21 protein-coding genes and 1 pseudogene are annotated in these 21,297 nt (G+C 68.8%); 11 read left to right on the top strand and 11 right to left on the bottom strand.

Annotated features, from left to right (window positions below):
- Positions 1-30 precede the first annotated feature (30 nt).
- From Ato02nite_RS17595 to Ato02nite_RS17580, 4 genes are all read left to right on the top strand, one after another.
- On the top strand, positions 31-924 hold the full coding sequence (locus Ato02nite_RS17595) for a carbohydrate ABC transporter permease (protein WP_438873048.1): 894 nt from the start codon (positions 31-33) through the stop codon (positions 922-924).
- Positions 921-1,805: a carbohydrate ABC transporter permease gene (locus Ato02nite_RS17590; RefSeq protein WP_213007615.1), complete on the top strand. Its 885-nt coding sequence runs from the start codon at positions 921-923 to the stop codon at positions 1,803-1,805. Before Ato02nite_RS17595 ends, Ato02nite_RS17590 begins: the two co-directional genes overlap by 4 nt.
- Before the next feature lie 78 nt (positions 1,806-1,883).
- Entirely contained in the window at positions 1,884-2,225 is a 342-nt protein-coding gene (locus Ato02nite_RS17585) for a hypothetical protein (protein WP_213007614.1), read from the top strand.
- A 101-nt stretch (positions 2,226-2,326) separates the two neighbouring features.
- Positions 2,327-2,650 carry an immunity protein CdiI family protein gene (locus tag Ato02nite_RS17580; protein WP_213007613.1) on the top strand — a complete coding sequence of 108 codons (324 nt, stop codon included), beginning with the start codon at positions 2,327-2,329 and terminating at the stop codon, positions 2,648-2,650.
- A gap of 73 nt (positions 2,651-2,723) precedes the next feature.
- On the opposite strand, the gene Ato02nite_RS17575 is transcribed toward Ato02nite_RS17580, so the two are convergent.
- Positions 2,724-3,617: an alpha/beta fold hydrolase gene (locus Ato02nite_RS17575; RefSeq protein WP_246607119.1), complete on the bottom strand. Its 894-nt coding sequence runs from the start codon at positions 3,615-3,617 to the stop codon at positions 2,724-2,726.
- Between Ato02nite_RS17575 and Ato02nite_RS17570 the strand changes: the two genes are divergently transcribed.
- Positions 3,540-4,673, top strand: a complete 1,134-nt coding sequence (locus tag Ato02nite_RS17570) for a helix-turn-helix transcriptional regulator (RefSeq protein ID WP_246607117.1) — start codon at positions 3,540-3,542, stop codon at positions 4,671-4,673. The two genes, Ato02nite_RS17575 and Ato02nite_RS17570, sit on opposite strands and share 78 nt — an antisense overlap.
- Positions 4,674-4,807: 134 nt before the next feature.
- Here Ato02nite_RS17570 and Ato02nite_RS17565 read toward each other — a convergent pair whose 3' ends face one another.
- On the bottom strand, positions 4,808-5,485 hold the full coding sequence (locus Ato02nite_RS17565; RefSeq protein WP_213007610.1) for an HAD family hydrolase: 678 nt from the start codon (positions 5,483-5,485) through the stop codon (positions 4,808-4,810).
- A gap of 38 nt (positions 5,486-5,523) precedes the next feature.
- Between Ato02nite_RS17565 and Ato02nite_RS17560 the strand changes: the two genes are divergently transcribed.
- Complete coding sequence (locus Ato02nite_RS17560; RefSeq protein WP_213007609.1) at positions 5,524-6,480, top strand: DNA polymerase domain-containing protein; 957 nt, start codon at positions 5,524-5,526, stop codon at positions 6,478-6,480.
- Between the two features lie 52 nt (positions 6,481-6,532).
- On the opposite strand, the gene Ato02nite_RS17555 is transcribed toward Ato02nite_RS17560, so the two are convergent.
- Positions 6,533-7,060 carry a hypothetical protein gene (locus Ato02nite_RS17555; protein WP_213007608.1) on the bottom strand — a complete coding sequence of 176 codons (528 nt, stop codon included), beginning with the start codon at positions 7,058-7,060 and terminating at the stop codon, positions 6,533-6,535.
- A gap of 112 nt (positions 7,061-7,172) precedes the next feature.
- On the opposite strand from Ato02nite_RS17555, the gene Ato02nite_RS17550 reads away from it, so the two are divergent.
- From Ato02nite_RS17550 to Ato02nite_RS17540, 3 genes are all read left to right on the top strand, one after another.
- Positions 7,173-8,252: a sensor histidine kinase gene (locus tag Ato02nite_RS17550; RefSeq protein ID WP_213007607.1), complete on the top strand. Its 1,080-nt coding sequence runs from the start codon at positions 7,173-7,175 to the stop codon at positions 8,250-8,252.
- Positions 8,249-8,902, top strand: a complete 654-nt coding sequence (locus Ato02nite_RS17545) for a response regulator (RefSeq protein WP_213007606.1) — start codon at positions 8,249-8,251, stop codon at positions 8,900-8,902. The genes Ato02nite_RS17550 and Ato02nite_RS17545 overlap by 4 nt, the downstream gene beginning before the upstream one ends.
- A 128-nt stretch (positions 8,903-9,030) precedes the next feature.
- Complete coding sequence (locus Ato02nite_RS17540) at positions 9,031-9,990, top strand: LacI family DNA-binding transcriptional regulator (RefSeq protein ID WP_213007605.1); 960 nt, start codon at positions 9,031-9,033, stop codon at positions 9,988-9,990.
- A gap of 7 nt (positions 9,991-9,997) precedes the next feature.
- Here Ato02nite_RS17540 and Ato02nite_RS17535 read toward each other — a convergent pair whose 3' ends face one another.
- The gene (locus Ato02nite_RS17535; RefSeq protein WP_213007604.1) at positions 9,998-11,977 is read right to left on the bottom strand and encodes a M1 family metallopeptidase; all 1,980 of its coding nucleotides are present in this window, start codon (positions 11,975-11,977) and stop codon (positions 9,998-10,000) included.
- 119 nt (positions 11,978-12,096) lie between these two features.
- On the opposite strand from Ato02nite_RS17535, the gene Ato02nite_RS17530 reads away from it, so the two are divergent.
- Positions 12,097-12,612, top strand: a complete 516-nt coding sequence (locus Ato02nite_RS17530) for a P-loop NTPase family protein (protein WP_213007603.1) — start codon at positions 12,097-12,099, stop codon at positions 12,610-12,612.
- On the opposite strand, the gene Ato02nite_RS17525 is transcribed toward Ato02nite_RS17530, so the two are convergent.
- From Ato02nite_RS17525 to Ato02nite_RS17505, 5 genes are all read right to left on the bottom strand, one after another.
- Complete coding sequence (locus tag Ato02nite_RS17525; protein ID WP_213007602.1) at positions 12,609-13,457, bottom strand: hypothetical protein; 849 nt, start codon at positions 13,455-13,457, stop codon at positions 12,609-12,611. The two genes, Ato02nite_RS17530 and Ato02nite_RS17525, sit on opposite strands and share 4 nt — an antisense overlap.
- Complete coding sequence (locus Ato02nite_RS17520; protein WP_213007601.1) at positions 13,454-14,518, bottom strand: ATP-binding protein; 1,065 nt, start codon at positions 14,516-14,518, stop codon at positions 13,454-13,456. Before Ato02nite_RS17520 ends, Ato02nite_RS17525 begins: the two co-directional genes overlap by 4 nt.
- Entirely contained in the window at positions 14,515-14,823 is a 309-nt protein-coding gene (locus tag Ato02nite_RS17515) for a hypothetical protein (RefSeq protein ID WP_213007600.1), read from the bottom strand. The genes Ato02nite_RS17520 and Ato02nite_RS17515 overlap by 4 nt, the downstream gene beginning before the upstream one ends.
- Positions 14,824-14,826: 3 nt before the next feature.
- Positions 14,827-15,228 (bottom strand): hypothetical protein, encoded by a 402-nt coding sequence (locus Ato02nite_RS17510; RefSeq protein WP_213007599.1) that lies wholly within the window; start codon positions 15,226-15,228, stop codon positions 14,827-14,829.
- 129 nt (positions 15,229-15,357) lie between these two features.
- On the bottom strand, positions 15,358-16,296 hold the full coding sequence (locus Ato02nite_RS17505; protein ID WP_246607113.1) for an aminoglycoside phosphotransferase/kinase family protein: 939 nt from the start codon (positions 16,294-16,296) through the stop codon (positions 15,358-15,360).
- A gap of 203 nt (positions 16,297-16,499) precedes the next feature.
- Between Ato02nite_RS17505 and Ato02nite_RS17500 the strand changes: the two genes are divergently transcribed.
- Positions 16,500-20,678 carry a GH92 family glycosyl hydrolase gene (locus Ato02nite_RS17500; protein ID WP_213007597.1) on the top strand — a complete coding sequence of 1,393 codons (4,179 nt, stop codon included), beginning with the start codon at positions 16,500-16,502 and terminating at the stop codon, positions 20,676-20,678.
- A 125-nt stretch (positions 20,679-20,803) separates the two neighbouring features.
- Here the strand turns inward: Ato02nite_RS17500 and Ato02nite_RS53000 are convergent.
- Together Ato02nite_RS53000 and Ato02nite_RS17490 are read right to left on the bottom strand one after the other, a co-directional pair.
- Positions 20,804-21,004: pseudogene (locus Ato02nite_RS53000) on the bottom strand (SDR family oxidoreductase); the annotation flags it as partial.
- Positions 20,985-21,242, bottom strand: a complete 258-nt coding sequence (locus Ato02nite_RS17490) for a cyclophilin-like fold protein (protein WP_213007596.1) — start codon at positions 21,240-21,242, stop codon at positions 20,985-20,987. The pseudogene Ato02nite_RS53000 and the gene Ato02nite_RS17490, both read right to left, overlap by 20 nt.
- Positions 21,243-21,297: the final 55 nt, after the last annotated feature.

Raw genomic sequence — 21,297 nt, 5'->3', positions numbered from 1 at the left:
CGTCCCGCCCGTTTTCCGTGAGGAGCCCTGATGCGCCGCCTTCGGCACTGGGGACCGGGTCTGTTACTGCTCTCCCCCTCGCTCATATTGCTCGCCGTCTTCGTCTACGGGCTGATCGCCTGGACCACGAAGGTCTCCCTTTCCGACGAGCACAATGCCCTGGGCTCGAAAGGTTTCGTCGGGCTCGAGAACTACCAGAATCTCTTCACCAACGACATCCAGGACCGGTTCACCCACTCGCTGAAGAACCTGCTCATCTTCACCCTGGTGTTCCTGGTCGGCGCGATGTTCTTCGGCCTGCTGTGGGCGTTCCTGCTGGAACGCGGAATCAGAGGCGAAGGCTTTTTCCGTACGGTCTACCTGTTCCCGATGGCGGTCAGCTTCATCGCCTCCGGCGTCGTGTGGCGCTGGCTGATGAACCCGCTCAAGGGTGACGACGCGGGCGGGCTGAACGCCGTATTCGGCGGCCTGCACCTCGACTTTCTGCAGAGCACCTGGTGGACCAACCCCGATTGGGGCATGGCATCGATGGCCATGCCGGCCGTCTGGCAGCTTTCCGGGTACGTGATGGCGCTGTTCCTCGCCGGGTTCCGCGGCATACCGCAGGAGCTGCGGGAGGCGGCGGCCATGGACGGTGCCAGCACGTACCGTCTCTATCGGAATGTGATCTTCCCGCAGCTGACGCCGGTAGCGCTCAGCGCACTGATCATCCTCGGCCACATGTCGATGAAGATGTTCGACCTGATCATGAGCATCTCGGGCCCGCAGTGGCTCACCGAGGTGCCCGCCGTCTACGTCTGGCAGACGTTGCTGACCAGCGACTACGCCAAGGCCGCGGCCATCTCGATCGTGCTGCTCCTGCTGGTCGCGATCGTCATCGTCCCGTACCTGATCTACACGAACCGGGTGGAGAAGAGCCGATGACCACGGTGACCGCACCCCCCGCCGCGGTGGAAACCTTGGCCCCGCGCGTTCGTCCCCGGCGCTCCTTCGGCCCGGCGTCGATCATCAAGTACCTCCTGGCGATCTTCTTCCTGATCGTCGTGCTGATGCCGCTGTACGTACTGATCGTGACCAGTTTCAAGGCCGGCTCGGACATCGGCGTCACCAGCCAGTGGAACCTGCCCACGCACTGGACCACGGCGTCCTGGGGCAAGGCGTGGACCGCGCTGCGCCCGTCCTTCATCCGCACCTTCGAACTGGCCATCCCGGTGGCGATCATCAGTTCACTGATCGGCGCCGCGAACGGTTTCGTGCTGTCCCGCTGGCGCTTCCCCGGCGCCGACTTCGTCTTCACGCTGATCCTGTTCGGCATGTTCATCCCGTACCAGGCGGTGATGATCCCGCTGCGCGAGATCGTGACGACGGTCGGCATCCCGCCCGGCATCCCCACGCTGGTCTTCGTGCACTGCGTCTACGGCATCCCGATCTGCACGCTGATCTTCCGCAACTACTACGCGACGACGGTTCCCGAGGAACTGGTGGAAGCGGCCCGGGTCGACGGCGCGGGCCTGCTGCGCACGTTCACCCGGATCATCCTGCCGATTTCCATCCCCGGTTTCGTGGTCACCGTCATCTGGCAGTTCACGTCGGCCTGGAACGACTACCTGTTCGCGATCTTCCTGGCCAACACACGCAACGGCCCGATCACGATCGCCCTGAACGCCCTGGCGGGCGCCCAGTCCCCCGACTACGCTGCGTCGATGGCGGGCGCGCTGATCACGTCGCTGCCCACCCTGATCGTCTACGTCCTGCTGGGCCGATGGTTCATCGGTGGACTGATGGCGGGTTCGGTCAAGAGCTGACTTCGTGGCACGGCGGGGGTGAGTGAATTGTCCGGTCCGGATGAGACGCATACCCCCGCAAACCAATAGGCTTCTCCCGTGACCACCGAGGACCAGCCGGCCTCCGCCGGCTACGCGGAGCGAATGGCGTTCGCCCTGCAGAAGGACCCCACGGAGCCAGCCCGGCGCACCCACCTGCACCTCAAACTGACCGCGATCACCCTGGCCTGGCTGGTCGCCGTCCCGCTCGTGCTGGGGTTCGGCCTGACCGGCCGAGACCGCGGCGACGACATCTTCGAGCTGGCCGCTTTCATGACGCTGCTGGGCCCGTTCGCGGCAGCGGTGACCGCCACGAAGAACCACCGCTTCGGCCTGGGCGGCGCCTACGTGGTCCTGACCCTGCTGATGGTCCTGCCGGCGGCCGCGATCACCCGCCTCTGACCGCGTTCCGCACACGTCCTGGGCATGGTGCGCCGCCTCGAGACGGCCCCGGCCGCGAAGTTGTCGGATGAAACGACCCGCGGTCCTGCCATGATCGGCAGGTGGATGTGCCATACCGCCCCTCCGCTCTGCGTGTCATGGCCGAGCACATCGGCGATGACGGCGTCTGGGACACAGTGAGTCCCTTCGTCCTCGACGACCTGGGAGTAAGTGCCGGCCTCGTCCAGCGGTTGCGAGCGTGGAACTCGCAGTACCAACGGACTGCCTTCACCGACTTCGACTTCCCTACACAAGAGGAGGAGCGGCGCTGGGCTCAGCTGGGGCTGCAGCTCGCCTACGAACTCCAGAACGAGCTGCCGGACATCGAGATCAGTTACGCCCACGATGACGACAACAGGCCGATGCGCGAAAGGCGCGGCCCGTAGCGCAGGGGGCATGACCAGCGACTACAACCCACGACCTTTCAGCGGGCCGTGGAGCGGATCTCCTGCTGGAATGCTAGGCGGCATCCCGTTGGTCCAGCCACTTCAGGATCACCTCGGTCGTTTCCGCCGGCTTCTCCTGCTGGATCCAGTGACCGCAGTCCAGACTGACAACTTCCACATTCGGCACGAATTCCGTCAGTCTTTCCGACCTCGCGACCGTGTCGCGGTCGCCATAGATCATGAGGGTGGGTTGTCGGATGATCGGGTCCGCGTCCGCCAGTAGGCGCCAGTTGCGGTCCAGGTTTCGGTACCAGTTGATTCCGCCCGTGAACCCTGTTGATGCGAAAGCGGAGACGAAGACGGCCAGCTCGCTGTCACTCATGACGGGCTCACCGAGTGGGGTTTCCGCTCGGGCGAGGTTGATCAACGTGTTGCCCGGCTGAGGCTCTGCGAGGGGCACGTTCTTCCGGTACAGGTTCCGAAGGAACCGGAACGTGTTCTCCTCGAACACTGCGTCCGCGACGCCTGGCTGCCGGTTGAAGTGGACGAAGTAGAAGTCGCTGCCGAGCACGGCTTCCATGCCCTCGATCCAGGGCATTTCTCCGCGCTCGAGGTACGGCAGGCTCAGGTTGATCACCTTGTTGACCCGGTTCGGGTGCAACAGGGTCAGGCCCCAGACGACGGCTGCACCCCAGTCATGACCGACGAAGGTGGCATTGTCGTATCCGTAGTGATCGAGCAGTGCGACGAGGTCCCCCGACAGATGTGCGATGTCGTAATCGGTGACTTCGGCCGGACGGGACGAGTTACCGTAACCCCGCTGGTTCGGGACGATGACGTGGTAGCCGGCTGCCGCGAGGGCGGGCATCTGATGGCGCCAGGAGAAGGCGTGCTCCGGCCAGCCGTGACAGAGCACGATGGGGTTCCCCGCGTTCTGGAGGCCGGCTTCGAAGACTTCGAGTTCCACACCGTTGACCGAAATGCGGCTGGGCTCGGGAAAATCGGTTGTCATGCCGGCATCTTGCCGACCGATACCGGTCACCTCCTGACCGGTTTTTGCGGAATGGTTGTCGGAGTGCGAGCCGACCGGTTGATGGCCATCCTCCTTCTGCTACAACGTCGCGAGCAGGTGACAGCAGCGGAGGTCGCCCGGGAGCTGGAAATTTCCGAGCGCACCGCCCGCCGCGACCTCGACGCCCTGGGCATGGCCGGCGTGCCGGTGTACTCCGTGCAGGGCCGGGGTGGCGGCTGGCGCCTCGTGGGCGGGGCCCGCACCGACCTGTCCGGGTTGACCGCGGGTGAGGCCCGCGCCCTGTTCCTGGTCGCCGGTCCCGCCTCGGCTGCGACGCCGGCCGTGAAAGCGGCGCTGCGCAAGCTCGTCCATGCCCTGCCGGAGCCGTTCCGGGTGCAGGCCGAGGCGGCAGCATCTTCGCTCGTCCTGGATCCGCAGCGATGGGGATCGAGCCGGGTCGAACACCGACCGCCTCGCTTCCTCGACGAACTCCAGGACGCGGTGATCCGCGGCGTCCAGGTACGGCTCGGCTACGTCGACCGCGAACACACCGAAACCGAGCGAACCGTCCACCCGCTGGGCATCGTCGCCAAAGGCCCGTCGTGGTACCTCGTCGCCAACACCGAGGCCGGTCGGCGGACCTTCCGAATCGATCGCGTGTCGTCCGTCGACCCGACCGGCGATCCCGTGCACCGGCCCGAGGACTTCGACCTTGCCGAGAGCTGGCGCGCGATCGCCGACGAGGTCGACCGCAAACGAACACCCCTCGAGGCCCGGGCGGTGTGCGCGCCCCACGGGATAGGCGTGCTCCGGATGGGGTTCGGTAGTCGGCTCGAGGTGGGAGGTTCCACCACCGACGGCCGCATCGAGATCGTGATCCGCGGCAACGACGAATCCATACTCGCCGGCGAGCTTGCCGGGCTGATCGAATGGATCGAGGTAACCGGCCCTGCGGGTGTGCGAGACCACCTGGCCTCGATCGGCAACGCACTCGTCGAGCGATACGGCTGAGACCGGCAGGACGGTCCAGTACGACGAAGGTCAGGGGTTCGTCGAGTTCGGCTCGACCGTGTCAGCGGCATCTCCCGCTGCAGGTCACCGCGCGACGGTATCCATCCGCACCGGAGCCCGTCGACACAAATCTGTCAGCGGGTGACCCGGTCGTCTGCGACTACCCTGCCTGCCCAGGCGACCAGGGCCGGGTCGGTCAAGGCCGGGAAGGTGGCGTCGGTCTCCAGCGACACCCCCGGCAGGGACGGGACGCCGATGACGAACATGCCGGCCGCTCGGGCGGACCGCACGCCGGTGCCCGAATCCTCGAAGGCGACGCTGCAGGCCGGGTCCGCCCCCAGCCCCGCACAGGCGGCGAGGTAGAGGTCGGGGGCCGGTTTCGGGCGGTCGACGTCGTCGGCCGCGTAGACGTGATCGAAGAGGTCGGCCAGGCCGGCCGAGATCAGCGCGGCCTTGACGAACGGGCGTGGGCTGTTGCTCGCCACCGCGATCGGCACCCGCTCGCGCAGCGTCGCCACCAGTTCGCGGGCGCCGGGCAGGGCGTCCGCGCCGGCCGCCAGTTCGCGGGCCACCAGGTCGTGCAGGCGACGGGTCACCGCGTCGACCTCGTCCGGGCGGCCGAAGTAGGCGGCCATCGCGGCGGCGCCGTCCTGCAGGGTCTTTCCGATCAGCAGCTTCTTCTGCTCCAGGCCGAAGCCGTGGCCGTGCTGGGCGAAGATCGCGGTCTCGGCCCGGGTCCAGCACGTTTCGGTGTCGACCAGCAGGCCGTCGCAGTCGAACACGATCGAATCCACGACTTGGGGCAGCGACATGGGCCGACAATACGGCCCGGACGCGAGAGGATGGCGGAGTGGCGGACACGGGTGAGGAACGCGACGGGGTCAAGCTGACCAACCTTGACCAGGAGCTGTTCGACGGGGCGGACGCTACCAAGCGCGACCTCGTCGACTATCTGGACGCGGTCGGTGAGCGGTTCGTCGCGGTGCTCGCGGATCGGCCGCTGTCGGTGATCCGGCTGTTGCGTGGACAGGACCAATTCATGCAGAAAAATCTGCCGAAATACACGCCCGAGTGGGTGCCGCGGACCGAGGTGTGGGCCGAGGCCTCGCACCGGAAGGTGACCTACGGGCTGTGCAACGACCGGCGGACGCTGCTGTGGTTCGGCAATCAGCGGGCCATCGAATATCACCCGGGGCTGATGCTCGCCGGCGATCATCACCCCACCCATCTGATCATGGACCTGGATCCGCCGGAGGGTGGTGGGTTCGGGGCGGCGGTCGCGGCCGCCAAGCTCGTGCGGCAGGTTCTCGCCGACATCGGCATGGCGGGGGCGTTGAAGACCAGCGGTTCCAAGGGTGTGCACGTGTTCGTGCCGCTCGACGGGAAAGCGCCGGCCGACGAGGTGGCCGCGGCGACCCGGGCGGTCGCGGCCCGGGCGGAACGCCTCGACCCGGAGCTGGCCACCACCGCCTTCATCCGGGAGGACCGGCACGGGAAGGTCTTCCTGGACGCGACCCGGTCCGGCGGCGCCACCGTCGTCGCGGCCTACAGTCCGCGGATCCGGCCGGGGGTGCGGGTCTCGTTCCCGATCGCCTGGGACGACGCCGACAACGTCAAACCCGAGGACTTCACCATCCGTACGGTGCCGGGGCTGCTCGGCGACCGCGACCTGTGGGCGGAGGCCATGCCCTCCCCGCAAACCCTGGACCGTGGATTGGTCGAGGAGGGACACACCATTCCGGTGGCCCGGGTGCAGGCCATGCACGAGGGGAAAAGGCGGGCCAAGGCGCGCCGGGAAGCCGAGTAGGAGCCGAGCTTCCCGGGGCGGCGAAAAATGGGATGGGAGTTGTCACGCGTACCTATAAAAGGTCCCGCCAGAATGTCGCGGTCGCACGGACCGGATGGTCCGCGGGTTTTCCCAGGCCGAATTCGCGGTTGAGCCAATCGGTGATGTCGTTGCCGTAGTGGACGACGTCGGTCTGGTAGATGGAGAGCACCGGGTGGCCGGGGATCACCGCCGGCAGGTAGCGGTGCGAATAGAGCGGGATCATTCGCGGTGCAGTCAGCAGAAACGTTTTCGCGGCGGCCGTCGCGGCATTCGGGTCGCCCGGCCGGATGCCCCAGCCTTCGTACCAGAAATGGTTCTCGACGACGTCGAAGAGGACGCCTTCGACCGGGGTGGCCAGGCGTTCGCGTAATGCCGGGCGGTCGGGACCGCGCCAATCCGGCCAGCCGCGGCCGGTCGGCAGGCCGGCGGCCAGGAAATCGCGATGGTCGGGGGCGAAGGTGAAGCCGAATTCGTGCTCGATGGCGGAGAGTTCGGAGTCGGAGAGCCCGGGAGCGATGGGGAATCGTCCGGAGGCGGCGAGTAGTTCCGCGGCGGTCACCCGGTTACCTTATCGGGATGAGTGACGGCGGCCGATACACCGATCGGTGTAGTCCGAGGTGACACCATCGGTACGACGCGTGCTGGCGGCCGCCGAAAATAGCGTGCCGGGCATGAACTTCATCCTCACCCTGGTAGGCGTGCCGGCCGGGCTCGCGATCACCGGCGGCAACTCGCAAACGATCATGACCGCCACGCTGGCCTGCTGGCTCGCGATCGGCACCCTCTTCCTGCGCCGCTGGCCACTGTCCGTGCTGGTGTTGTCGATGCTCTCGGTGGCCGCGTTCCGCACCGGCGAGCTGACCGCCGCCGGCTGGGTCTGGCCGGCCACGGCCGCCCTGACGGCCCTCGCGCTGAGCGGACGGCTGCGGGCCGCGGTCATTACGGCTGCGTGCGGGCTTGCGTACGGCTTCATCTGGGACACGTTGGTCAATCTCGACCACGGCACCGACTGGGCCCTCGCGCACGTCGGCGGGGAGACACTGTGGGTGGCGGCGGTCCTGGCCGTGGCGACCGCCTACCGTAACTCTCTGCGCTGGCGCACCGAGGTGGCCCGGCGGCTGGAACAGGACGAGCACGAGCGGGAGTTGGAGTCCCGGCGGCGGCGCGCCGAGGAGCGCGTGGAGATCGCCCGCGACCTGCACGACGTCGTCTCGCACACCCTCGCGGTGGTGGGCGTGCACCTGAACGTGGCGCTGGACGCGTTCGACGCCGACCCGGCCGAGGCGAAGGAGTCGCTGCGGCTGGCGCAGGAGGTGCGCGGCCGGGCGATGACCGACCTGAAGTCGCTGGTGGGAGTGCTCCGCGACCCGCTGGCCGAGCTCGGCGGCCTGGATCGGCTGGTCGAGCAGGTGCGGGCGGCCGGGCTCGAGGTGTCCCTCAACGAGTTCGGCGACCGGGCCGACGTGCCGGCGCCGGTCGCCACCGCGGTCTTCCGGGTGGTGCAGGAGTCACTGACCAACACCGTGCGGCACTCCGGAGCGTCACGGGTGGCGGTGACGCTGCGCTACGCGCCGGGCAGCGTGGTGGTCGACGTGCAGGACAACGGCCACGGCGCCGAGACGCCGGCCGACGGCCACGGCATCTCCGGCATGCGGGAGCGGGTGGCCGCGCTGGGCGGCGCGCTCACGGCCGGTCCGGGCAAGACCGGTTTCACCGTACGGGCGACGATCCCGATCGGCGGCCTTCCGTGACCATCTCCGTGCTCCTCGCCGACGACCAGCACCTGGTCCGCGCCGGTTTCCGCAGCCTGCTCCGCCGCGACAAGGACATCACGGTCGTCGGCGAGGCGTCGACCGGCGACGAGGCCGTCCGCACCGCCCGGCAACTGCGGCCCGACGTGATCCTGATGGACATCCGGATGCCCGGCCTGGACGGCATCACCGCGACCCGCCAGATCCTCGCCGACCTCGACACCCGAGTGATCATCCTGACCACCTTCGAGACCGACGAGTACGTCTTCGCGGCGCTGGCCGCCGGCGCCAGCGGCTTCCTGACCAAGGAGATCGAGCCGGACGGCCTGCGCCAGGCCGTCCGAGTGGTCGCGGCCGGTGACGCCCTGCTGTCACCGAGCGTGACCCGGCGCGTGGTGGGCCAGTTCGCCCACCGCCCGGTCCCGGCCTTGACGCCGAACGGCAAGCGGCTGGCGGTGCTGACCGACCGCGAGCGCGAGGTCGTGCGCCTGGTGGCGACCGGCCTGTCCAACGACGAGATCGCCCGCGAACTGGTGATCAGCCCACTGACCGCGAAGACCCACATCACCCGCGCGATCGCGAAGCTCGGCGTCCGCGACCGGGTCCAGCTGGTGATCATCGCCTTCGAGGACGGCCTGGTCAGTTCCTGATCGCCGCGGCGCCGCCGACCAGGCCGGGCCGGGCCGGGCGGCAAAAGTGGCCGGCATCGACGACGGAAAACGCGGCGACCGGTCGCACGGGACGATCCTAGAGCGGGGTCGAGGATATCGTCGGTGGCATGACTCGACGTCCCACCCTGGCCGACGTCGCGCGGGTGGCCGGTGTGTCGCGGGCTACCGCGTCGCGGGCGATCAACGGTTCCTACGGCACCTCGGCGGCCATGCGCGACCGCGTGCGTGCTGTCGCGGCGGAGATCGGCTTCGAGCCGCACGCGGTGGCGCGCGCCCTCGCCACCGGCCGGGTGAGCGCGAACCGGCGGGAGCGGGTCGAGATCCTGATCGTCGATCCCGACCCGGCGGCGCTGAGTGTCAAGCCGTTCTATTCGCGGGTGCTGACCGGTGCGCTGCGTGCGGTCGGTGACCGGGACGTCTCGCTGGAGGTTCGCCGGGTGGACGCGCCGCCGCTGGACGACGGCGACCCGCCGTTCGGGCGGCTGCTGATCAACATGGCCGGTGCCGCCGGCGCGGCCTATGCGCGGCGTGGCCGCACGGTCTCGCTGGGTCGGTCGGCTCCCGGCGTCACGTTCGTCGCCCCGGACAACGACGGCGGTGGCCACCAGGCCGCGGTTCACCTGGTGACCACCGGACGGCGGCGGATCGGTGCGGTTTTCGGGCCGCCGACGCCGTGTGCCCAGGAACGAAAGGCCGGGTTCCTGCGGGTGCTGGCGGCCGCCGCCCAGCCCGTGGTGTCGGTCGACGGTGACTTCACCCGGGCCCGGGCCTATGCGGCGGCCAAGGAGCTGCTGGCCCGCGACCCCGAGTTGGACGCCGTCTTCGCGTCCTGTGACGTCACCGCCATGGGCGTGCTGCAGGCCCTGCGCGAGACGGGGCGGCGGGTGCCGCACGACGTCGCCGTGGTCGGTTTCGACGGCAGCGCCCTGGCGGAGGCGGCGGATCTGTCGTCGGTCTACATGCCGGTGGAGGACGAGGCGGCGTCGGCCCTTCATCACCTGTTCGATCCGGGCCTGCCGGCGCCGGGCCGCCTGCCCACCACGCTCACGGTCCGCGGGTCGAGCTGACCGCCGGTTACTCGACCACGGTCGGCTTGCCCGCGGTGAAGACCCAGGCGCGGAAGATGTCGTCCAGCTTGCGGCCGGCGACGTGTTCGGCGGTGGCCTGGAAGTCGGCGCTGGTGGCGTTGCCGCCGTTGTAGGTTGCCGTCCAGGTCTTCAGGATCCGGAAGAATGTGCGGTCCCCGACCCGGTTGCGCAGCACCTGCAGGGCCATGGCGCCGCGCAGGTAGACCGGGAACTCGGTGACACTGTCGGCACCGGGGTCGTCGAGCGGCTTGGCCCAGAACGGCGAGTCGGCGTCGAGGTCCGCGTAGTTGCCGTCGAAGTTGTGCTGGGCCGAGGCGCCGCCGTTCTGCTCCTGCCAGAGCCACTGGGCGTAGGTGGCGAAGCCTTCGTTGAGCCAGATGTCGCGCCACCGTTGGAGGCTCACCGCATCGCCGAACCACTGGTGGGCCATCTCGTGCACGACCACGCTGACCGCCTGCTCCTCGTACGCGAAGAAGTCCGGTGAATAGGTGGGGCGGGTCTGGGTCTCGAGGGCGAAGCCGATCGGCGCCTTGTCGACGACGGCACCGGCCTCGGTGAAGGGGTACGGCCCGAAGTTGCGGGTCAGGAACGTCATGATCGCCGGCTGGCGGGACAGCGCGCGGGTGATCACGTAGCCGGCGCCGGGCACCTGGTCGACGGTGACCGATTTCCAGCCGTTGTCGTCCGCGACGGTCCAGCCGTCCATCGTGTCGCCGTCGTCCTCGAACGACGTCGTGCCCGGGCCGGTGGAGACGGTCACGTCGTCGAGGAACACGCCGAGGCGCTCGGTGGTGTCCTTGCCCGGGCCGGGCGGCTTGGCCGCGTACGTGATCGACAGCTCGATCTGCTTTCCGGCGTAATCGGCCAGGTCGAAGACGAACTCGTTCTCGTCGCCGGGTCCGTAGTTGAACGAGCTGTCGCCGTGCCAGTTCCCGGTGGTGCCGGCCGGGCTGCACGTGCCGTCGGCCTCGCGGGTCAGGTAGTGGGCGAGGAACGGCAGCGTGCCGTCGCACATCGACCCGCCCCAGTCGCGCATGAAGCCGTCCCGGTCGGGCAGCGTGGTCCAGTCGTCGGCGCCGACGGTGTGCGCCTCGACGAACAGGTATGCCGAGTCGGCCGTGTTGAGGTTGGCCCAGAAGCTCAGCGAACCACCACCGGCCGGGACGTCGACGACGTGGCTGAGCCGCCGGTACGCGGGGACGCCGCCCTGCGAGTACAGCAGTCGGGTGCCGGTGCGCGGCCGGTACTCGGGCGCGTTCAGTTCCGGGTCGACGGCGTCGGTGTAGTGCACGCCGTTGACGGTGTAGGAGCGGACGTCGTACTTCCCGGCGCTAACCGTGGCCAGGTAGGACGCCATCGGTGCGGTCTCGGCGTAGTGCCAGGTGGTCCGGCCGCCGGTCGCGGCGGTCTTGCGGGTGAGGGTGCCGTTGGCGATCGCGGTCAGGCCGTTCGGCACGGTGACGTGGAACGCGTAGGTCGCCTTGTCGCTCGGGTGGTCGTTGACGGGGTACCAGGTGGCGGCGCCGTGCGGCTCGCCCGCGATGACGAACCCGTCGTCGGTGCGGACGAAGCCGGAGGTGCCGATCTCCGGGTCGTCGATCGGCGACGGGACCCCGGAGTAATCGACGACCACGGTGAACGCGGCCCTGCGGACCGGCGCGACGGCCGGAGTGATGACCAGCTCGCCGCCGTCGCGCCGCCACCCGGCCACCGCGCCGTCGACGGTCACCCGGCTCACCATGAGGCCGGTCAGGTCGAGGTCGAACGTGGACAGGTCCCCGGTGGCGACCGCGTCGACGGTGGCGTGCCCGGTGAGCACGCCGGACACCGGGTCGTAGCCGACGGCCAGGTCGTAGTGGCGGACGTCGTAGCCTCCGTTGCCGTCCAGCGGGAAGTACGGGTCGCCGGCACCGGGCGCACCGGCCATGGCGACCGCGAGGACGGAACTCACAAGTAGCTGTCTCATCGATGGACGACGCTAGGGAGCCGCCGACCGGCGTGCCCGACAAAGTAATGCCGGGATATTTGTCGAGGCCGGTGGCCACAGGGCCGGGACCTGCGCCGGGCCGACCGTATGGTGGCGGGGTGCGACGAATTCTGGTCTACGGGGTGACCGGGTCGGGGAAGTCCACTCTGGCCCGACGGATCGGGCAGCGGACCGGGCTGCCCTACCACTCGATCGATGATCTCACCTGGGAGCCGGGCTGGGTGCCGGTCAGCGACGAGGTGCAGCGCGAGCGGGTGCGGGCCGTCTGCGCCGGGGACGCCTGGGTGATCGACGCGGGCTATGCCCGGTGGCTGGACATTCCGCTGGCCCGGGTGGAGCTGATCGTCGGGCTCGATCTGCCGCGGTGGCGGAGCTTCGGGCGGTTGCTGCGCCGCACGGTCGGGCACATCGTGCGGCGGACGCCCACCTGCAACGGAAACTACGAGACCTGGCGGAACGCCTTCTTCGATCGGGAGTCGCTGCTGCTGTTCCACTTCCGGTCGTTCAACCGCAAGCAGCGCCGGATGCGGGCCTGGGAGGCCGACCCGGATTTTCCCGAGACGGTGCTGCTACGCACGCCGGCCGAAGTGGAACGCTGGCTGTCCCGGGTTTAGACCATCGCCTGCTGCACCACCCGCCGCACCGCGCGGCAGTTCTCGGCGAGCACGCGGGCCTCGCCGAGCAGGCGGAGGTACTGAAAGCCGGCGCGGGCGACATAGTTGGGATGCGACGTGCTCGATCCGAACTCGTGCGTCACCCGGAAGTTGCTTCCCTCCCAGACCCACGGGCAGCCGGCCAACGACTGAACGTCCCGGATGAACTGTTCCGCCCGCAGGCCGTAGCCGGCCAACCCGGCCAGCAGGTTGTTGGCCGCGGTCTGCGCACCGATGGCCGCCTCGGACAGGAGCGGCAGCTCACTCTGCCCGGCCACGATGTCCAGGTCCGTGATGAGGGACCGCAGCCCGGCCGGCACGGCCGCGAGATCCAGCGACGGCAGCGCCGCCACCTTCTTCAGCGGCAGGAGCACCCCGGCCGGGAAGGCGTCGGCTCCGACGACGAGCTGTTCGGCCAGGGTTTCCAGCAGCAGGGCCAGTTCGTTGACCTCGGTCTCCACGTCGGGCAGGTCGAGCGGCCAGGTGCGGACGATCTCGGCCTCCACCGCCGCGGTCCGCGGCACGACCACGTCGATCAGGGTGTCGGAGTGCCGGGACAGCCAGCCCCTGCTCCGCTCCGCCGCCACCAGGCGGTCGAAGAGGAGCAGGGCCAGCAGGAACGGCAGCGGCGCGCCGAGCAGGCCGGCGATCAGGTTCGACGTCAGCGGCATGCGCGCGGCCCACGACGTGGTGAGGTCGAGGAGGAGGCCGGCGCCGAAGCCGAGCACGGCGAGCACCGCGATGAGGGCCTTGGCGTTCTCCCGGACGAGTCGCCGGATCCTACGGCGAGTGCCCGCCGACCTCATGGGGAGTTCAGGTGATCGCGGATGGTGGTCTCGACCGCCGCCACCTCGTCCGGGCGCAGTGGCCGGGGCAGGTAGGCCCGAGCGTCCTTGATCCGCGTGACCGCCGCCTGGAAGTCGGCCTCGACCAGGGTGTCCCGGCCGGCGATCGCGGCCCGGACGGCCGCGTCCACCACCGCGTTCTTGATGTCGCGCCCGCAGAGGTCGTCGAACTCCGAGGCCAGGCCGGCCGCCAGGGCCGTCCGGTCGAGTGCCGGGTCGATCGGCAGTCGCGCGACGAGGTGCCGCTGCCAGATGGTGGCCCGTGCGGGTTCGTCCGGCGGCTTGAACTCGATGTTGCGGACTCGGGTGGCGAACGCCTGGTCGTAGTTCTCGATCAGGTTGGTGGCGAAGACGACCGTGCCGGCGAACTGTTCCAGGCAGATCAGCAGCTGGCTGCGCATCGAGTTGATGGCCTGCTCGGAGCCCTGGGTGACGTTGGTCAGCCGGCGGGACAGCAGCGAGTCGGCCTCGTCGATGAACAGCACGGCGCCGGCCCGTTCCGCCGCGGCGAAGAGCGCCTTCACGTTCTTCGGGCCGTCGCCGTGGTATTTGCTCTCCACCTCGGCATAGCTGGCCACCATGATCTGCCGGCCCAGACGGTCGGCCACCGCGTGCGCCGCCATGGTCTTGCCGGTGCCGGGCGGGCCGTAGAAGTTCAGCGCCGAACGCGGGAAAGGTTCGATCGCGCGCAGTCCCCACTCACCGAACACCCGGTCCTGTACCCGGATGAGGCCGACCGCGGTCGCCAGCTCCTCGCGGACCGACGTCTCGACCACCAGTTGGTCGAACGTGAACAGCGGTTCGCGGGCCGGGACCGCGGCGGGCCGCTTCTCCGGGTTCTCCGGCCGAGCCGGCCGCGCGGTGCCCACCTGCAGCAGGAAGTCGACGGATCCGAGCTCGGCGGCGAGGTCCCGGCCGGCTTTCAGCAGACGCGATCGGCAGATCGCCGAGACGGCCGGAGTAGCTTCCGGCGGTATTCCGGCCACCTGCAGGTCGAGCCGGCTCAGGGCGGCGGCCGTCATTCGTAGATCACCAGATCGTCGTAGCGGTGGAGGTTCTCCAGTTTCTCGTCGAACGCTTTGGTCTTGACCACGCGCGCGTCCATCAGTCGATCTTCGCGCTTGTTGAAGATCCCTTGCACGAGGTTGTAATTGCCGTCCTCGAGCCGCTGCTTGACGGTGATGCCGACCGCGTCCCGGTCCGATTCCTTGAGGGAGTTCCGGTTACGGAACCAGTCGATGACCTCGTCGTAGTAGATGATCGCGACGATTACCGCGGTCACCGCCGCGACAGCGGCCAGGATGGCGAAGATGATCGGAATGGGCATGTGCTACTCCACGATGACGAGGTCGCGTTTACCGAAGGTCTCCGCCAACTCGTCGTCGAGCCGGCCGACCGTGAGCCGGCGGCCGAACGGCAGACCGTTGTCGCCGCAGACCACCTCGTCCCGCTTGTCGAGGAACACCTGAACCAGCGACGTGCCGTCGCGATGATCCGACCGCAGCATGGCGCCCTTCGTGACGTGATCACTCTTGGGCCGACTGTCGATGAAATATGAAATCGCGTCACGATAGGAAAGTTCATGAACAAACTTCGGATCGGCCGGGAATGTGGTGTTCAACCACGTCCGGAGCTCGCCCATCAACTCGTTCGCCAATGCGAAGTCGTCCAGGTCGAACCCGCGTTTGTTTCGTATTTTGTCGAGGAGCCGCGTCACTTTGATCTTGTCCACCCAGAACTCCATTAAAATTTGGAGGGTCTCGCTTTGCCATGCGTCCTTACGAATGACGCCGATAGGCAGATCGAAACGGCAGACGGCTTTTCGTCATCTGCTTATAGGCGCATAGCCCCAGCGAACGGATCAGGCGCCGGCCAGGCGTAACCGTTCTTCCGCCTGCTGGGCCACCGCGGTCAGCGCCACCGGGCGGCTGCCGTGCAAGGCCTCGGAGCGGGCGTTGTGCAGGGCCAGCCACAGGCTCGCCGCCCACGCGACCTCGGTCTCCTGGTCGTCGAACGGGCGGCCGCGGGCCTCGGCGTACGCGTCGAGAAACGCCGCCGAGCTGGCTATCGGTGCCAGCGTGGGTGACTCGGCGCTGGCGAAGGCGCCGCTGGCGGCGCCGGCGATCGCGGCCTCGGGGAGCCAGGCCAGGCTGTCCCAATCGTGTACGGCCCACGGGCGGTCGTCGTGCCAGCGGAGGTTCTGGCTCTCCCAGTCGGCGTGGCCGAGCACCCTCGGCAGGTAGACCGCCGACAGGCGCTCGTGGATGCGGCGGGCCGCCTCGGTGACGTAGACCGGCACCTCCACGTGGTCGTGGCCCTCCAGGTAGTGGATGCGGGGCCACGGGCCGGGCTCGTCGGCGTGGTCCCAGCGGGTCCACTCGGGGTTGGGCAGGGGTGGCTCGACGGCGCCCGGCGCGTCGCCACCCACCTCGATGTCGGCGGCGAGGGCGACCATCCGGGCGAGGGGGGCCGCGAACAGGCGGGCCGTCGCCTCGCCGGTGTCGCGCAGCATCAGGCCGCCGGGGCGCCACTCCTCCGCGTGCACGGCCCAACCGTCACGGATGGTGACGCCGGTGAGGGGTGCCGCGCACGGGTAGCCGTTGGCGGCGAGGAAACGCTGCACCTCGACGCAGGTGGCCTCGCGGCCGTTCTGGTCGGGGCGGGCCTTGACGGCGACGTCGCGGCCGTCGATTAGGCGCAGGCCGAACACCTCGGACATGTGCACGGACGAGTGCAGCACCGCGGCCGGCGCGGCACCGAGATGCTCCCGGCACCACCCGGAGAGCCACTCAGGCAGCATCGATAAACGCACACATTCCAACATGGCCGGGGAAAGCCCGATCCGTCCGTATCGAACACTATGCCAAGCCAGAGGCCCTCGCAAGGCGCCAACTGACATCGATGTCAATCATGCGCGATTGTGTTTGAAAGACTCTTGCCCATTGATAGATCTACCAGTAACGATGTGTCGCGGAGGTTACGCGGACGACCTGAGGAGCCCGGATGCGACGACCACACTGGATAGTGGCGACAGTGACCGCAAGCAGCCTAGTGGGAGCGATGATGATCGGCAGTCCCGCCCACGCGGCGGCGCCGGCGTTCGCGTCGTCGTTCGAGTCGGGTGATCCACAGCCGGACTGGACCGACACGGTCGAGCGCGCCGGCGGCGTGAACGGCGACATCAGCGCCGGCATGCCGGGCAGCCTGCGCACCCACGTCACCGCGATCGCGGTCAACGCGCAGCCCAACGCCAACGAGAACGGCAACAACCTCAACGACGGCGACCCGGCCACCAAGTGGCTCGTGGACACCTCGCCGAGCTGGGCGCAGTACACCCTGGACGCCCCGGCGACCGTCGTGAAATACGCGCTGACCAGCGCCAACGACGCGCCCGAGCGGGATCCGCGGGACTGGACGCTGCAGGCTTCGGCCGACGGCCAGAGCTGGATCACCGTCGACACCCGATCGGGTGAGTCGTTCGCCGACCGGTTCACCACCAACACCTACGACGTGGCGACCCCGGCCTCGTACCCGATCTACCGGCTCACCGTCACCGGGCACCCCTCGGGCAACCTCACCCAACTCGCCGACCTGGAGCTGGCCGACGCGAACACGACGCCGCCGGAAAGCGGGCCGCCGCAGAGCCGGGTCGGCAACGGGCCGGCGAGTTCACCGACCGCCAAGGCCAACGCGGGTTACACCGGGCTCAAGGCGTTCCAGCTGGCCGGGCGGCACACCGCGGACGGGCGCGGGTACGCGTACAGCAAGGTCTTCGATGTTGATCTGAGCGTCAGCGCCGACACCGAGCTGTCCTACCTCGTGTTCCCCGAGTTCAACCGGACCGATCTCAGCAACCCGGCCACTTACACGGCGGTCGATCTGGCCTTCACCGACGGTAGTTACCTGTCCGAGCTGAAGGCGACCGATCAACACGGTGTAGTGGTCAGCCCGGCCGCACAGGGTGCGTCCAAGACCCTCTACACCGCGCAGTGGAACCAGCGGACCGCGCGGATCGGCGCGGTCGCGGCCGGCAAGACCATCGACCGGATCCTGGTCGGGTACGACAAGCCGAGCGGGCCGACGACCTTCCGGGCCTGGTTCGACGACATCACCATCGGCAGCGACGCGGCGGCGACGCCCAAGACCCATCTGGCCGAGTACGCGGACACGCGGCGCGGCACCCAGTCGTCCGGCGACTTCTCGCGGGGCAACAACTTCCCGGCCACGGCGGTGCCGCACGGCTTCAACTTCTGGACGCCGGTGACCGACGCCGGGTCGACGAGCTGGCTCTACCAGTGGTCGCGGCAGAACAACGCGGCGAACCGGCCGACCATCCAGGCGTTCTCGGCCAGCCACGAACCGTCGCCGTGGATGGGCGACCGGCAGACGTTCCAGGTCATGCCGTCGGTGGCGACGGATGCGAACCGGGTAAATCGCGCCTTGAGCTTCAGCCACGACAACGAGATCGCGAAGCCGTACTACTACGGCGTGACCTTCGACAACGGGCTCAAGACCGAGCTCGCGCCGACCGACCACGCGGCGCTGATGCGGTTCACCTTCCCGGGCGACGACGCGAACCTGATCCTGGACAACGTCAACGGAAACTCCGGCCTCACCATCGACGCCGCCAACCAGGCGTTCTCCGGCTGGTCCGACGTCAACAGCGGCAGCCTGTCGGCCGGCTGGACGCGACTGTTCGTCTACGCCACGGTGGACGCGCCGATCACCGCGAGCGGCATGCTGCCCAGCGGCAACCGGCCGTCGACGGGCTACCTGAAGTTCGGCGCGCGCACCGTGAACCTGCGGATCGCCACCTCGCTGATCAGCGTGGCGCAGGCCAGGCACAACCTCGACCTGGAGGTCGCGGCGGACGCGACGCTGGAGTCGGTGCGGGCCGCCGCGTTGCGGGAATGGGATGCCAAGATGCAGACGATCGAGGTCGAGGGAGCCTCGGAGGACCAGCTCACGACGCTGTACTCCAACCTCTACCGGCTGTTCCTCTACCCGAACTCGGCCTACGAGAACACCGGCACCTCCGACGCTCCCGTCTTCAAGCACACCGTGCAGTCGGCGGTGAGCTCGCCGGCCAGCACGCCCACCGAGACCGGCGCGCCGGTCAAGGACGGGAAGGTGTACGTCAACAACGGGTTCTGGGACACCTATCGCACTACGTGGCCGGCCTATTCGCTGCTCACCCCGAGTGACGCCGGCGAGATGGTGAACGGGTTCGTGCAGCAGTACAAGGACGGTGGGTGGATCTCCCGCTGGTCGTCGCCCGGCTACGCCAACCTCATGGTCGGGACCAGCTCCGACGTGGCCTTTGCCGACGCGTACCTCAAGGGGGTCAAAGGTTTTGATGTCGAAGCCGCCTATCAGGCCGCGCTGAAGAACGCCACGGTCACACCGCCCAACCAGAACGTCGGGCGCAAGGCCCTGGCCAGCTCGATCTTCAAGGGCTACACGCCGTCGGACGCCACCGGCGAGGCGATGTCGTGGGCGATGGACGGGTACATCAACGACTTCGGCATCGCGAACATGGCGGCCGCGCTCGGGAAGACCGAGGAGGCCGAGTACTTCCGGAACCGGGCACTGAACTACGTCAACATGTTCGACCCGAGCGTCGGGTTCTTCCAGGGCAAGGACTCGGCCGGCCGCTGGCGCCTGCCCGCCGACGACTACGACCCGCGGGTCTGGGGCTACGACTACACCGAGACCGACGGGTGGAACATGGCGTTCCACGTGCCGCAGGACGGGCAGGGGCTGGCCAACCTCTACGGCGGCAAAGCCGGGCTGGCCGACAAACTGGACAAGTTCTTCGCTACGCCGGAGACGGCCGGATTCCCCGGCTCCTACGGCGGCACGATCCACGAGATGCTCGAGGCCCGCGACGTACGGATGGGCCAGTGGGGCTTCAGCAACCAGCCCTCGCACCACATTCCGTACATGTACAACTTCGCCGGTCAGCCCTCGAAGACGCAGGCGCTGGTCCGGGAGGCGCTGTCCCGGCTCTACCTGGGCAGCGAGATCGGCCAGGGCTACCCCGGCGACGAGGACAACGGCGAGATGTCGGCCTGGCAGGTGTTCTCGGCGCTCGGCTTCTACCCGCTGCAGATGGGCAGCCCGGCCTACGCGATCGGTTCGCCGCTCTTCACCAAGGCCACGGTCAACCTGGAGAACGGTAAGAAGATCGTCGTCAACGCGCCGTCCAACTCGGCGAAGAACGTCTACATCCAGGGCCTCAAGGTCAACGGCAAGGCCTATGCGAGTACGTCGTTGCCGCACTCGCTGCTGGCGGGCGGGGCCACGCTCGACTTCGACATGGGCTCGCAGCCGTCATCGTGGGGTGCCGACTCGCCGCCGCCGTCGCTGACCACCGGGACCACGGTGGCGTCACCGCTGCGCGACCTGACCGGCCCCGGCAAGGGCACGGCGTCCCTTCCGGCCGTGGTCGACGACACCTCGACCACCCGGGCGGCGGTCACCGGCTCGTTCACCTACACGTTCGGCAGCGCCGGCGAAGAGGCCTCCTATTACACCCTCACCTCGGCCGACACCACCGGCACCGACCCGGCCGCCTGGACCTTGCGCGGCTCCTACGATGGCACCACCTGGACCACCATCGACAGCCGCACCGAGCAGGCCTTCGACTGGCGGCTCCAGACCAGACCCTTCAAGATCGCCAACCCGGGCCGCTACAAGTACTACGCCCTCGACCTGAACGGTTCGCTGGCCGAGGTGGAGCTGCTCGGCCACCCCGCACCCGCCTGCACCACCACGATCGCCGACCAGGTGAGCGGCGCCCTGACGGTCAAGTCGGGGGTTACCTGCCTGGCCCCCGGCGCCACGGTGACCGGCCTGGTCACGGTGACGAAGGGCGCGTCGCTCTACGCCACCGGCGCCACCCTGAAGGCGGCCGTGACGGCCACCGGAGCCGGCACGCTGTCCCTGCTCAACTCGACGGTGACGGGCGCGATCACGGCCACGGCGTCCGGCCCGACCGCCCTGGAACACAACACGATCCGCGGCTTCGTAACCCTGACGTCCGGCCACGGTTCCACGGTGGTGGCGGCCAACACCATCAACGGCTCCCTGACCTGTACGGCCAATGAGCCCCCGCCGGTGAACAACGGCCTGAAGAACGCCGGGACGGGCATCCGCCTCGGCCAGTGCCGCAAGCTGTAGCCGTTACCGACCGGCCGGGCCTCCTTGGGCTCGGCCGGTCGTCTGACCGCCGTCGACGACCATGGCGTGCCCGACGACGAACGAGCCGCGTCCGAGCACAGCCAGAGAACGGCGGCGACGATCCGGTCCCATTCCTCCTCGGCGATCTCGGCCGCCGGCTTGGTGGGCTGTTCGATACCCGTGTTGTTGAAAGCGATGTCGAGGCGCCCGAACGTCGCGACGGTCTGCTCCAGCGCCGCCTCGGCATCCGCGGCCCGGGTGACGTCGCAGTGCCGGCCGCGCCGGTGACGAAGACAACCTTGCCGTTCATTGCACTCCCTCGATATCGATACGGACGGTGACTCGCCGTCCCGCGTGGGCGAGGTCGTCCAGGCCGGTGTCGATCGCGCCCAGCCGGATCAGACCCGGGTCGGGGACGGCCTGCCCGAGGTCGGCGTAGTAGACGGCGAGCACGTCGGTCGTCGGCCAGAAATAGAGCTCGCCGGGGACGGGGTCATGGACCGGTGCGGTGCCAGCGGCCGTGATCGGGTGCGGCAACGGCCCGGACTTGGCCTGCGCCCACACGTCCTGGGGGGTGCACGGTCAGCGGCAGCATCGCGGCGAACTGCCGCGACTCCGG

Origin of the sequence: Paractinoplanes toevensis (genome assembly GCF_018332695.1) — a bacterium.
GTDB classification, from domain to species: Bacteria; Actinomycetota; Actinomycetes; order Mycobacteriales; family Micromonosporaceae; genus Actinoplanes; species Actinoplanes toevensis.
This window is presented reverse-complemented; position numbering and strand designations above follow the sequence as displayed.